The 13054-nt window shown below is 59.7% G+C and carries 10 protein-coding genes; all 10 read right to left on the reverse strand.

Annotated elements, in window-relative coordinates; genetic code table 11:
• Positions 1–205: 205 nt before the first annotated feature.
• The 10 genes from ACIF4X_RS17840 to ACIF4X_RS17885 all read right to left on the reverse strand — a co-directional run bounded on the left by ACIF4X_RS17840 (position 206) and on the right by ACIF4X_RS17885 (position 13035).
• Complete coding sequence (locus ACIF4X_RS17840; protein ID WP_397483148.1) at positions 206–1222, reverse strand: class I SAM-dependent rRNA methyltransferase; 1017 nt, start codon at positions 1220–1222, stop codon at positions 206–208.
• A 138-nt stretch (positions 1223–1360) separates the two neighbouring features.
• Entirely contained in the window at positions 1361–2233 is an 873-nt protein-coding gene (locus ACIF4X_RS17845; RefSeq protein WP_397483149.1) for an oxygenase MpaB family protein, read from the reverse strand.
• 51 nt (positions 2234–2284) lie between these two features.
• On the reverse strand, positions 2285–4222 hold the full coding sequence (gene acs / locus ACIF4X_RS17850) for an acetate--CoA ligase (RefSeq protein WP_397483150.1): 1938 nt from the start codon (positions 4220–4222) through the stop codon (positions 2285–2287).
• A 214-nt stretch (positions 4223–4436) separates the two neighbouring features.
• The gene (pgi, locus tag ACIF4X_RS17855) at positions 4437–6101 is read right to left on the reverse strand and encodes a glucose-6-phosphate isomerase (protein ID WP_397483151.1); all 1665 of its coding nucleotides are present in this window, start codon (positions 6099–6101) and stop codon (positions 4437–4439) included.
• Positions 6102–6331: 230 nt separating this feature from the next.
• Complete coding sequence (panD, locus tag ACIF4X_RS17860) at positions 6332–6712, reverse strand: aspartate 1-decarboxylase (RefSeq protein WP_003205654.1); 381 nt, start codon at positions 6710–6712, stop codon at positions 6332–6334.
• Positions 6713–6921: 209 nt separating this feature from the next.
• Positions 6922–7782, reverse strand: a complete 861-nt coding sequence (gene panC / locus ACIF4X_RS17865) for a pantoate--beta-alanine ligase (protein WP_397483152.1) — start codon at positions 7780–7782, stop codon at positions 6922–6924.
• On the reverse strand, positions 7779–8579 hold the full coding sequence (gene panB, locus ACIF4X_RS17870) for a 3-methyl-2-oxobutanoate hydroxymethyltransferase (RefSeq protein WP_016983495.1): 801 nt from the start codon (positions 8577–8579) through the stop codon (positions 7779–7781). The genes panC and panB overlap by 4 nt, the downstream gene beginning before the upstream one ends.
• A gap of 397 nt (positions 8580–8976) precedes the next feature.
• Positions 8977–9462, reverse strand: coding sequence for a 2-amino-4-hydroxy-6-hydroxymethyldihydropteridine diphosphokinase (gene folK, locus ACIF4X_RS17875; RefSeq protein ID WP_397483153.1), 486 nt, complete (start codon positions 9460–9462; stop codon positions 8977–8979).
• Positions 9463–9466: 4 nt separating this feature from the next.
• Entirely contained in the window at positions 9467–10867 is a 1401-nt protein-coding gene (locus ACIF4X_RS17880; protein ID WP_397483154.1) for a polynucleotide adenylyltransferase PcnB, read from the reverse strand.
• A gap of 734 nt (positions 10868–11601) precedes the next feature.
• Positions 11602–13035: a sigma-54 dependent transcriptional regulator gene (locus ACIF4X_RS17885; protein ID WP_277759321.1), complete on the reverse strand. Its 1434-nt coding sequence runs from the start codon at positions 13033–13035 to the stop codon at positions 11602–11604.
• Between the last annotated feature and the right edge of the window lie 19 nt (positions 13036–13054).

Genomic DNA, 13054 nt, shown 5'->3' on the forward strand with positions numbered 1-13054 from the left:
TCGGAGTGCCTTGGAGTATGGCACGCGATTCTGGTTCCGAAGTAATAGCCGTGCTGCAGGATTGTTCAGATTCTTCTGTAGGAACTATTCGTAGCCCATACAAACTCCCTGCAGGAGCTGCCGCAGGCTGCGATCTTTTGATGTTGTTTGTAAGAAGATAACGTCAAAGGATCGCAGCCTGCGGCAGCCCCTACAGGGGGGCCTTTTATAGTTGCAGGATCAGGGTTTTCAGCGGCGGTTGCTGGTCCATGGACGGGAAGTCGGCGCCCGGGGTCATCACGCTCCACTCGCGCACTGGCCGGCCAGCCTTTTCGGCGCAGCGCAGTACCTGCTCGCGCCAGTCGTCCATGCTGACTTTCGCCAGGTTGTTGCAGCAGATCAGCACGCCGTTGTCGGCGGTGGTCAGCAGGGCGGGTTTGAGCAGGCTTTGATAGTCGCGCAGCAAGTCGACGGTGCCGAATGCGCTCTTGGCCCACGCCGGCGGATCGAGCAGGACCAGATCGTATTGATGCTGTTCCAGACGCTGATAGCTCGGCAGTTTCTGCCCGCGTCGCTGGCTGATCGGCAGACCTGCGAGTTGGCGAATGGCCGGGAAGTAGTCCGACTGAATGAACTCCATTTCCGGTAACTGCGGGTTAAGCAGACCGTTTTCGCGCCCGACCGCCAGATTGCCTTCGGCGAAATCCAGATTGCACACTTCACGCGCGCCACCGGCAGCCGCACTAAGACCGACGCCGCAGGTGTAGGCAAACAGGTTGAGCACGGATTTGCCCTTGGCGTGATTCTTGACCCAGCCACGTGTGTTGCGCAGGTCGAGGAACAGCAGCGGATCTTGTCCGGCGTGGCGGCCGCGTACGCGGTAATTCAGGCCCCATTCGTGACCGACCAGATCGGCGAGCGCAGCGTCGTCAGCTTTGTAGACAATGTCATCCCGGTCGATGCGCGAGTTGCCGCGAGAGCGGTCGTTGTAGACCAGCAAGGTGTCCAGGCCCAGCGTCTGATTGACCATGGCATGCAGTTGCAGCAGGTCGTCACGTTCCAGCGTCTGGTGAAAGCTTTGTACCAGCAGTTGCGGGCCATAGCGGTCGATGGTCAGGCCGCCGGCGCCCTCCTGGCTGCCGTGGAACAGCCGATAGCAATCGGTGCCCTGGCGGTGCAACTCGGCCAGCAGATCCTGGCGTTGATCGAGGGCGGCGCGCAGCGCCTGATTCAAGGAAGACATGCGGGCGCCTTGCTGGAGAGAATGGGGGCGCGGGAGTTTAGCAGCTTGGCGGGCAATCGAGTTGCGCCCTTCGCGAGCAGGCTCGCTCCCACATGGGAATGCATTCCAAAGGTGGGAGCGAGCCTGCTCGCGAAACTTTTAGGTCAGCAAGCCCATCCGGCGTTTAGCTCTTTGCACTGAGCCATTGCGCATCGCCCAGCGCAGCATCGGTGCGCTGCGTCTGACGCTGGCGCGAATCAACTGGCGTTGCAGCGAACTCTGGCGGACATCGAACATGTCGCTGGCCCAGTCCGGTAGCAGGTCGATGCCGGCCTTCATCATCAGATCGCCCAACGGCCGCGCCAGAACACTGGGCGCCGGCGCGTCGAGCAGCAGGCGCAAGACTTCACGGCTGCGCTCGTCGCACAGCAACTGCGGGCGCATGCGTTGCAGATAAGCCGCCACCGCTTGCCGCGATTTCGGCACATCCCGCGCACCCAGGCGCTCGGCAATCAACGCGATTTCCGCGTAGTAACGATCCTGATCCGCCCCCGACAACTGCGGATTGCGATAGCGCAGATGTGCCGCGAGAAAATTGCTGACCTCGGCCACATGCACCCACGTCAGCAAGTCCGGATCGCTCGCCGCATAGGGCCGACCATCCGGTGCAGTGCCGACCACTTGCAGGTGAATGGTGCGCACTTTCTCGATCAGCCAGTCGGCGTCCTTTCGCGAGCCGAACGTAGTGCCGGAAACAAACTGACTGGTACGCCGCAAGCGCCCGAGCATGTCTTCACGGAAATTCGAATGATCCCAAACTCCGGCCAACGCCAGTGGATGCAAAGCTTGCAGCAACAGCGCGCTGATACCACCGATCAACATGCTGCTGAAATCACCGTGCACCTGCCAACTGATCGAGTCGGGGCCAAACAGACCGGGATCGCCCTTGGGGTTTTCCAGATCGAGTTGACCGAGGGACAGCCCGGTCAGGCTCATGAGTTGGTGTTCAATACGACTGCGGATGAATTCCATGACCACTCAGTGAAGAAGGGCGGGCGCGGCCGGTTGAACGCGCCCGGGGTGTTACTGATTGAGGCGCTTGTCGATCAGGCCTTGCACCACACTAGGATCAGCCAGGGTCGAGGTGTCACCGAGGCTGTCGAGTTCGTTGCAGGCGATCTTGCGCAAGATGCGCCGCATGATCTTGCCTGAGCGGGTTTTCGGCAAGGCCGGCGCCCACTGGATCAGGTCCGGTTTGGCGAAACTGCCGATTTCCTTGCTGACGTGGGCCAATAGTTCTTTCTTCAACTCGTCATTGGGTTCGGCACCGTTCATGGGCGTGACGAAGGCGTAGATGCCCTGACCTTTGACGTCGTGCGGGTAACCGACCACGGCGGCTTCGGCGATGCTGTCGTGCAGCACCAATGCGCTTTCCACTTCAGCCGTGCCGATGCGGTGGCCGGAGACATTGATCACGTCATCGATGCGCCCGGTGATCCAGTAATCACCGTCCTCATCGCGACGCGCGCCGTCGCCGGTGAAGTAGTAACCGGGGTAGGGTTTGAAATAGGTGTCGACCATCCGCTGTGGGTCGCCGTAGACGCTGCGGATCTGTGCCGGCCAGCTCGACTTTATTGCCAGCACGCCGCTGCCGGCACCTTTGATTTCCTTGCCGTGCTCATCAAGCAACACCGGTTGCACGCCGAACATCGGTTGCGTGGCGCAACCGGGTTTGATCCGTTGTGCGCTGACCAGCGGGCTGAGCATGATGCCGCCGGTTTCGGTCTGCCACCAGGTATCGACGATGGGGCAGCGCTGTTCTCCTACGACGTTGAAATACCATTCCCACGCTTCCGGGTTGATCGGCTCACCGACGCTGCCGAGTAATCTTAGGCTGGCGCGCGAGGTTTCCTTCAGCGGTTCGGCACCTTCGCGCATCAACGCGCGCAGAGCCGTCGGTGCGGTATAGAAGATGTTGACCTTGTGTTTATCGATGACCTGCCAAAATCGTGAACTGCTCGGGTAGCTCGGCACGCCTTCGAACATCAGCGTGGTCGCGCCGTTGGCCAGCGGCCCATAGACGATGTAGCTGTGGCCGGTGACCCAACCGACGTCAGCGGTGCACCAGAACACTTCGCCGTCGCGATAATCGAGCACGTACTTGAAGGTCATCGCCGCTTGCAGCAGGTAGCCGCCAGTGGTGTGCAGCACGCCTTTGGGTTTGCCGGTGCTGCCAGAGGTGTAGAGGATGAACAGCGGATCTTCGGCGTCCATCGGTTCCGGTGGGCAATCGTCGCTGACATCGCGCACGGCCTGGTGATACCAGAGGTCGCGGCCTTCGAGCCAATCGACGTTGCCTTGGGTGCGTTCGACCACCACGACGGTGCTGACGTCCGGGCAACTTTGCAGGGCTTTGTCGACGTTCTGCTTGAGCGGCACGAACTTGCCGCCGCGTACGCCTTCGTCGGCGGTGATCACCGTGCGGCAGTCGGCGTCGAGAATGCGGTCACGCAGGGAGTCTGGGGAGAAGCCGCCAAATACCACCGAGTGAATCGCGCCAATTCGCGAACACGCGAGCATGGCGTACGCGGCTTCGGGGATCATCGGCATGTAGATGCACACCCGGTCGCCTTTTTTCACGCCACGGCTTTTCAGCACGTTGGCCAGGCGGCAGACATGGTGGTGGAGTTTTTTGTAAGTGATTTGCGCCGATTCGGCCGGGTCGTCGCCTTCCCAGAGCAGGGCAGTCTGTTCGCCGCGTTTTTCCAAGTGGCGGTCGATGCAGTTGTAACTGACGTTCAGTTTGGCGCCGCCAAACCAGACAGCTTCACCGGTTTTCAGGTCGTAGCGCTGGACGGTCTGCCACGGTGTGCTCCAGTCGAGGAAACGCGTGGCCTGCTCGGCCCAGAAGGCAGTGGGGTGTTCAATCGATTCGCGGTACAGGCGCCGATAGTCTTCCTGACTCAATTGCGCAGCCCGGCGGACGGCATCGGCTTTGGGGAACGTGCTGATATCGAACATGACGGTTCCTTATTCTTGTGGTGCGACAGGAATAAAGATGCGCCGAGCGATGCAGAGGTTCAAGTCATGTGTAAAACAACTGTGGGAGCGAGCCTGCTCGCGAATGCGGTGTGTCAGTCAACAAAGATGCTGAATGACACACCGCATTCGCGAGCAGGCTCGTTCCCACATTGGAGATGGGTTGCCCACTGGAATTGTGGGCAACCCGTTCACATCAACCGCGGTGACGTCCGCGGAAATAGTTGATCAGGCCCTGGGTGGAAGGGTCATCAGCAGTGGTTTCATCGCTGCCGACCAGGCGGTTGTAGACGCCTTTGCCCAGTTCCTTGCCCAACTCAACGCCCCACTGGTCGAAGGCGTTGATGCCCCAGACCACGCTCTGCACGAACACTTTGTGTTCATACATGGCAACCAATGCGCCAAGACGACGCGGGCTGATGCGTTCAACCACAAGGGTGTTGCTCGGACGGTTGCCCGGGATCACCTTGTGCGGCGCGAGTTTGTGCACCTGCTCTTCGCTCATGCCCTTGTCGCGCAGTTCCTGCTCGGCTTCCGGCAGGGTCTTGCCGAGCATCAGCGCCTGGCTCTGCGACAAACAGTTGGCGTAAAGCCACTGATGGTGGTCGGAGACCGGATTGAAACTGACGATCGGCACAATGAAATCGGCCGGAATCAGTTGGGTGCCTTGGTGCAGCAACTGGTGGTAAGCGTGCTGACCGTTGCAGCCGACGCCGCCCCAGATCACCGGACCGGTATCGGTCGACACCGGCGTGCCATCCTGACGTACGCTCTTGCCGTTGGATTCCATGTCCAGCTGTTGCAAGTGCTTGGTGATGTTGCGCAGGTAGTGGTCGTACGGCAGGATCGCGTGGCTTTGCGCGCCCCAGAAGTTGCCGTACCACACGCCGAGCAGGGCCAGCAGTACCGGCATGTTCTGTTCGAACGGCGCGGTCTGGAAATGCTGGTCCATGGTGTAGGCACCGGACAGCAATTCCTTGAAGTTGGACATGCCGATGGCCAGGGCGATCGGCAAACCGATGGCCGACCACAGCGAGTAACGACCGCCGACCCAGTCCCACATCGGGAAGATGTTCTCTTCGCGAATACCGAACGCCACGGCCGCGGCGTTGTTGCTCGATACGGCGATGAAGTGACGATACAGTTCGGCCTCGGAACCGCCCTGCGCCAGGTACCAGGCGCGCGCAGCCTGGGCATTCTTCAAAGTTTCGAGGGTGTTGAACGACTTCGACGAAACGATGAACAACGTGGTCTCTGCGCGCAGCTTTTGCGTCAGCTCGTGGAATTCACTGCCGTCGATGTTCGCCAGATAGTGGCAGCGCACGCCTTTCTGCGCGTAGGACAGCAACGCTTCGGACACCAGCTCAGGGCCGAGGAACGAGCCACCGATGCCGATGTTGACCACGTCGGTGATCGGCTTCTCGGTGTAGCCACGCCACAGACCGTCGTGGATGCGGCCGACCAGATCGGTGATCTGGTTCAGTACCTTGTGCACTTCCGGCATCACGTTGACGCCATTGACCGACAACTTGTCGCCTACCGGGCGGCGCAGGGCAGTGTGCAGCGCCGGGCGGCCTTCGGAGGAGTTGACGATTTCGCCGTCGAACAGCGCCTTGATTGCGCCTTTCAGATCGACTTCATTGGCCAGACCCACCAGCAGGTTGCGGGTCTGGGCGTTGATCAAATTCTTCGAATAATCGAGAAACAGTCCGCAGCTGCTGAGGGTGAACTGATTGAAGCGCTGCGGATCGGCGTTGAAGGCTTCGCGCATGCTGAAATCCTGCATGGCTTGGCGGTGATCTTTCAACGCTTGCCAGGCAGGCAGAGCGGTAACGTCATGAGGAGTGCGGTAGTACGCCATCGCTGCGGTTTTCCTTTTTACTTGAACGGCCTTTTGAACACTGAACAGACCCGGCACGCCATGTTTGGGCATGGGATCAACTGCGTCGACACGATTTCTGGACACAGGGCGAATACAGTAAACCTCGCGCTGCGTTCTGTCTTGACTTTGTCTGACCAGATCCCTGTACTTTTTTAACATCGAGACCGGAACTGGCCGACAAACGGAGGGGGAGCGGGGCGATTTCGCGATCAGGCGAGCTGAACCGGGATGGCGTTGCTGGTGTGGCTCAGCTCATTGCCCGGCGCCATGTAAAGCATGCGCGGCTTGAAATTGACCAGCTCGGCTTCGCTGTAATGGGCGTAGGCACAAATGATCACGCGGTCGCCAACCTTGGCCTTGTGCGCAGCGGCGCCGTTGACCGAGATCATTCGCGAGCCTTCTTCGCCACGAATCGCGTAGGTGGTGAAGCGCTCGCCGTTGTCGACGTTATAAATCTGGATCTGCTCGTATTCGCGGATGCCGGACAAGTCCAGCCACTCGCCATCGATGGCGCACGAACCTTCGTAATCGAGCACCGCATGGGTGACTTCGGCGCGGTGCAGTTTGGCCTTGAGCATGATCGCGTGCATGAGGTTTTTCCCGGGTTGGAATCGAACGGCGGGCAGTGTGCCCGAAGGCTTTTAAGGCGGCAATACGCCTTGAAATGCAATGTTCATAACACCGAAAACCACTGTGGGAGCGAGCTTGCTCGCGAAAGCGTCATGTCAGTGACAACTTGGTCATTTGACAGATTGCATTCGCGAGCAAGCTCGCTCCCACAGGGATATTGCGGTGTTGGTTAAACCGGGCTATCGAGATTCAGGTGCAGGTTGTCGATCAACCGTGTGGCGCCGAGGAACGCGGCCACCAGAATCACCAGATCACGGTCTTGCGCCGTTGCCGGACGTAAGGTCAGCGCATGACGGATTTCCAGATAATCCGGACGCAGGCCCGCCGCTTCCAGCTGCTGCAACTGGGCCGCGATCAGCGCCGGGAAGTCCCGTTCGCCTGTTTTGATCGATTCGGCAATGTTGCTCAGCGAGCGATAAACCACCGGAGCCACCGCACGTTGTTCTTCGCTGAGGAAGCCATTGCGCGACGACAGCGCCAGGCCGTCGGCGGCACGCACGGTTGGCTCGCCGATGATCTGGATCGGCATGTTCAAGTCGTGCACCAGCGCGCGGATCACCGCCAGTTGCTGGTAATCCTTCTGGCCGAAAATCGCCAGATCCGGCTGGACCATGTTGAACAGTTTGCTGACGACGGTCGCGACACCTTCGAAGTGCCCCGGACGGCTGGCGCCGCACAGTCCTTCGGACAACTGCGGCACGCTGACCCGCGTCTGTCCGGCCATGCCGTCGGGGTACATTTCCTCGACAGTTGGTGCGAACAGTAGAGAGCAGCCCGCCTCCAGTAGTTTTTCCTGGTCCGCCGCCAAGGTGCGCGGGTACTTGTCGAGGTCTTCGCCGGCGCCGAATTGCAGTGGGTTGACGAAAATGCTCGCGACTACGAAATCCACCCGTTGGGTGGCTTTGGTGATCAGTGCAACGTGACCGCTGTGCAGATTGCCCATGGTCGGCACGAAGCCGATGCGCTTGCCTTCGCTGCGGGCGCGTGCGATAGCGGCGCGCAGTTCGCGTACGGTTTTAACGGTGTTCATGCAGAGAATCCGTGTTCGATGCCTGGGAACGTGGTGGCTTTGACTTCATTGACGTAAGCCTTCAGCGCAGACTGGATGCTGTCCTGACCGTGCATGAAGTTCTTCACGAACTTCGGCACGCGACCCGTGATCGACAGGCCGAGCATGTCGTGCAGCACCAATACCTGACCGTCGGTGGCGTTACCGGCACCGATCCCGATCACCGGAATCTTCACCGCTTGGCTGATTTCAGCGGCCAGTTCGCTCGGTACGCATTCGAGCAGCAGCATCGCCGCACCGGCCTGTTCCAGCGAGATCGCATCGGCACGCATCTGCCGCGCCTGGTTCTCGTTGCGACCCTGCACTTTATAGCCGCCGAGAATGTTCACCGCTTGCGGGGTCAGGCCCATGTGGGCGCACACCGGCACACCGCGTTCGGCGAGTAGACGGATCGACTCGGCCAGCCACAACTGACCTTCGACTTTGATCATGTGCGCGCCGGCCTGCATCAGCATGGCGCTGTTGCTCATGGTTTGTTCGAGGGTGGCGTTGGCCATGAACGGCAAGTCGGCGAGGATCAGGGCATCGGTGTTGCCGCGTTTGACGCAAGCAGTGTGGTAGGCCATTTCTGCGGTGGTCACCGGCAAGGTGCTGTCGTGACCTTGCAGGACCATGCCGAGGGAGTCGCCCACCAGCAGCACTTCGACACCGGCCTCGTTGCAGGCGTGGGCGAAGGTCGCGTCATAGCAGGTCAGCATGGTGATCTTTTCACCTTTCTGCTTGAGGCTCTGGAGCGTGGTCAGGGTGATGGCTGGCATGTAAAAAATCCTCGTTCAGGCGCTCTGGAAACTACTGCGAGTAACGCGCGTGATTCGTCATCTACTCAGGCGCACGCTCTTTTGTCGTGCTTATAAGGCCTGGATTGCGCCCGTATGTGCCGGGTTGGCGGCAGCGGGACGCCTATAGTCGTGATGAGCCAACAGGAAGTCAATTGCGTGTGTTACCGCATTGTTACGAGGAGAGTGTTACCGGCGTTACTGATGCGATTCAGCGGCGCGGTGGGGCTGATTCGAGGACTTTTTGTCCGACAAAATCCAGCGTATGCAATAGACCAATGTGGGAGCGAGCTTGCTCGCGAAAGCGGTGGATCAGCCAACACAGTGTTGAATGACACACCGATTTCGCGAGCAAGCTCGCTCCCACAGGGGATTGCAATCAATCTGTCGGGAGGCGTTCCAGGCCGACGAACGGGCAGGCTGCCAGCAGATCGGAGAGGTTGCGGCCATCGGCCAGGCGCAGGTCCTGTGGGGCCAGTTCGGCGAGCGGATACAGCACAAACGCGCGTTCCTGAATCTGGTAATGCGGGACTTTCAGGCGTGGCTCGTCGATCAAGCGATCACCGAACAGCAGAATATCCAGATCCAGTGTGCGCGGGCCCCAGCGCTCAAGGCGTTCGCGGCCCTGATCATTCTCGATCGCTTGCAACGCATCAAGCAATTCCAGCGGGGCGAGCGAGCTGTCCAGCGCGGCCACCGCGTTGGTGTAACGCGGCTGGCCCGGCAACAGGGAATCGCTTTGGTAGAAGGCCGAAACGCCAACCAGCGTGGTCTGCGGCAATTGCCCCAGCGCCTCGACGGCGCTGCGCAGTTGTTCGGCGGGGTCTGCGAGGTTGCTGCCCATGCCGATGTAGATGCGTTCCATGTCTTTATTCGCCTGTAGCGCTCGGCGCGCCGGCGCGTTTGCGCTTGGAACCGCCGCTACGGCGACGTTTGCGTGGTGCGCCGCTGGCGTCATCGCCCTTGCCGCTGAGGTCGCGGATCATGTCGCGACGTTCGCTGTCGTTGGCGTCCTGATAGTCCGTCCACCATTCGCCCAGGCCATCGGTCTCTTCGCCAGCGCTTTCACGCAGCAACAGGAAGTCGTAACCGGCGCGGAAACGCGGGTTGTCGAGCAACAGGTCGGCGCGTTTGCCGCTGCGGCGTGGCAGGCGTTCCTGCATGTCCCAGATCTCGCGGATCGGCATGGTGAAACGTTTTGGAATCGCAATGCGCTGGCACTGTTCGGCGATCAGTTCGTGGGCACCTTCCTGCATGGCCGGAATCGGCGGCATGCCACGTTCTTGCAGGCGCAGCACGCGAGCCGGCAAAGCAGGCCACAACAGCGCGGCAAACAGGAACGCCGGGGTCACCGGTTTGTTCTGCTTGATGCGCAGGTCGGTGTTGGTCAGCGCTTCGCTGATCAGCGTGTGGGTGTACTCCGGGTTGTGTTCCAGCGCATCGGCACTGGCCGGGAACAACGGGGCGAACAGTTGCAGATCGACGAGCATTTCGAAGGTGATCGCGCCGTGCCCCGAGAGGAACAGTTTGAGCACTTCTTCAAACAGACGCGCCGACGGGATCTCGCGCAGCATCGGTGCCAGTTCACGGATCGGTTGCACGGTGTGCTTTTCGATGCCGAAGTTGAGCTTGGCGGCGAAACGTACGGCCCGCAGCATGCGTACCGGGTCTTCCTGATAACGCTGCTTCGGATCGCCGATCAGGCGGATCAGGTGATTGCGGATGTCGTGTACGCCATTGGCGTAATCGAGGATGCGCTCGCTGACCGGATCGTAATACAGGGCGTTGATGGTGAAGTCGCGGCGTTGCGCGTCTTCTTCCAGAGTGCCGTAAACGTTGTCGCGCAGAATCCGCCCGCTCTCGTTACGCGAAGACTGATTGCTGTCTTCGTCGTCTTCGTTTTGCGGGTGATTGGCGCGGAAGGTCGCGACTTCAATGATTTCGCGGCCGAAATGGATGTGCACCAGCTTGAAGCGACGGCCGATGATCCGCGCATTGCGGAATTCGGCACGGACTTGCTCGGGGGTGGCGCTGGTGGCGACGTCGAAGTCCTTGGGCGTGATACCCAGCAGCATGTCACGCACGCAACCGCCGACCAGATAAGCCTGGTAACCGGCACCTTGCAGGCGTTCGACGATATTCACCGCATAGCGGCTGAATTGCGTTTTCTGCAGCGAATGTTGGCCGCTGTTGAGCACTTCAGGGGTGCTGCGGATGTGTTGCGTACGACGCACGGGAGTTCGGAATGACTGGAACAACTTCTTCAGCATGGGATGCACTGTTTGAAGGAATGTTCGGCCATACCAAAGAATGACCGCATGATGGGCGCAGATTCTAGCATTTAGTCGGGGGATGGTGTAGGACACGGCCGATTTGAGCTGCAAGCCGCAGGCTACAGGCATCGCGCGCGATAAAAATGGGGGATTTTGCAGCGGAGGAGAAACTACAAGGGGAGCCGAAGCTCCCCAAGAAGTAGTTGCGTGCTCTTTTTATTATTGATTCGGGCTTCTTGTTTTTGTTGAGTGCCCTCGCCACGAAGTGTTTCCTTCGTGACCCTCCCAATCGGGAGCCAAGAGCAAACGGATTGCTTTGGTCGCTGAATTGCAGTGATCTCTCGATCCAACCAGTACAGGCTCTGTCTTAGGACAGTTTTTGTTGTTCTCGGCCTGGTCGTGGGGCAAGCCCCAAATACAACGCCTCTCCAAAAGAATCAGTTAGCTGCGCCTCTCGCCGTCTTGTTTTTATTGTGCGTGAGTCGATTCGTCTTATTTTTATTGTCTTGTGCATTGCTTGTTATTGTTCTTGTACCAAACATATAGCAGGGGGCGTGCCAACTTTTGCGAAACCCAGTAAAACAAAGGGTTAGGTCGATATAACCGTTTTCTTGGGACGAAAAAAAGCCGGGGTTTCGTTACCGATAACCCCGGCTTCTGTTACGTGAAAGGACTGAGGTAACAGTTTTTTCACATCTTCAAGCGTTACCCGCACACTCGACAGGTAACGTTCAGCTCTCGCTGGCGACCCCGGTCTTGCGCCGTGGAATGCCCAGACGCTGACGGCGTTCCCACAGGCATTTACGGCTGACGCCCAGTTTGCGCGCCAGTTCGGTCTCGGTCATGTGGTCCTGATGCTCGAGGACGAAGTGCTGGAAGTAGTCTTCCAGTGACAGGTCTTCGGTCGGCTCATGGCTGCTGTTGCTGGCGTTACCCGCCTGTGGCGGCAGTCCGATGAACTCGTCGTCTTCCAGATCGCTCAACTCGATGTCGATGCCCAGCAGATCGGCGGAGATTTCCGGGCTTTCGCTCAGAATCACTGCGCGCTCGACCGCGTTTTCCAGCTCACGCACGTTACCCGGCCAGGAATAATGACGGATCGCCTGTTCGGCATCCGCAGCAAATTTCAGGTCGGTACGGTTGATGCGCGCACTCTGGCGAGCGAGAAAAGCAGTGGCGATTTCGTTGACGTCAGCGCCACGCTCGCGCAGGGCCGGCAGTTTCAGTGCGATGACGTGCAGGCGGTAATAAAGGTCTTCACGGAACTGGCCGATTTTCGCCAGGCTCTTCAGGTCCCGGTGAGTCGCCGCGATCAAGCGTACATCGACCTTCTGCGACTGCACCGAGCCAACCCGGCGAATTTCACCTTCCTGCAAAACACGCAGCAGGCGAGCCTGAGCTTCCAGTGGCAGTTCGCCGATTTCGTCGAGGAACAAGGTGCCGCCGTCCGCCGCTTCGACCAGGCCGGCACGCCCGGCGCTGGCGCCAGTGAACGCGCCTTTCTCGTGGCCGAACAGTTCGGACTCGATCAGGCTTTCCGGAATGGCCGCGCAGTTCACCGAAATCATCGGCGCCTTGGCGCGTTTCGACAGGTTGTGCAGGGCGCGAGCCACCAGTTCTTTACCGGTACCGGACTCGCCCTGGATCAGGACATTGGAATCGGTTGGCGCGACTTTGCGGATCTTGCTGTACAGGTCCTGCATCGGTGGGCAGGAGCCGATGATACCGATCTCGCCGTTGCTGTTATCGACGGCGGATTTGCCGCTGCCATTGGCCGGTTTGCTGGCAACTGCTTCACCGGCAGCCGGGGCCGATTGGCGATCACGCAGGATCCGCGCGACAGCCTGAAGCATTTCATCGTGGTCGAAAGGCTTGGCGATGTAGTCCACCGCGCCCATTTTCATCGAGTCGACCGCCGAGCGCAGGCTGGCGTAACTGGTCATGATCAGCACCGGTGTGCCCTGGCCGAGCTTGATCAGCTCAGTGCCCGGCGCGCCCGGCAAACGCAGATCGCTGACGATCAGGTCGAACGTAGGAATGGTGAAGCGTTCTTGTGCTTCCTGCACTGAACCGGCTTCGCTGACCTGGTACTGGTTGCGTTCCAGCAGGCGGCGCAAGGCGGAGCGGATAATTGTTTCGTCTTCGACGATCAAAATGTGCGGCATAGAATCGATACTCTCGACC

The organism is Pseudomonas sp. NPDC085632 (genome assembly GCF_044541255.1).
Lineage (GTDB): Bacteria > Pseudomonadota > Gammaproteobacteria > Pseudomonadales > Pseudomonadaceae > Aquipseudomonas.

Coding starts and splice junctions, on each gene's coding strand:
- ACIF4X_RS17840 (WP_397483148.1), bottom strand. CDS start 1,222: ATGTCTTCCTTGAATCAGGCGCTGCGCGCCGCCCTCGATCAACGCCAG.
- ACIF4X_RS17845 (WP_397483149.1), bottom strand. CDS start 2,233: ATGGAATTCATCCGCAGTCGTATTGAACACCAACTCATGAGCCTGACC.
- acs (WP_397483150.1), bottom strand. CDS start 4,222: ATGTTCGATATCAGCACGTTCCCCAAAGCCGATGCCGTCCGCCGGGCT.
- pgi (WP_397483151.1), bottom strand. CDS start 6,101: ATGGCGTACTACCGCACTCCTCATGACGTTACCGCTCTGCCTGCCTGG.
- panD (WP_003205654.1), bottom strand. CDS start 6,712: ATGCACGCGATCATGCTCAAGGCCAAACTGCACCGCGCCGAAGTCACC.
- panC (WP_397483152.1), bottom strand. CDS start 7,782: ATGAACACCGTTAAAACCGTACGCGAACTGCGCGCCGCTATCGCACGC.
- panB (WP_016983495.1), bottom strand. CDS start 8,579: ATGCCAGCCATCACCCTGACCACGCTCCAGAGCCTCAAGCAGAAAGGT.
- folK (WP_397483153.1), bottom strand. CDS start 9,462: ATGGAACGCATCTACATCGGCATGGGCAGCAACCTCGCAGACCCCGCC.
- ACIF4X_RS17880 (WP_397483154.1), bottom strand. CDS start 10,867: ATGCTGAAGAAGTTGTTCCAGTCATTCCGAACTCCCGTGCGTCGTACG.
- ACIF4X_RS17885 (WP_277759321.1), bottom strand. CDS start 13,035: ATGCCGCACATTTTGATCGTCGAAGACGAAACAATTATCCGCTCCGCC.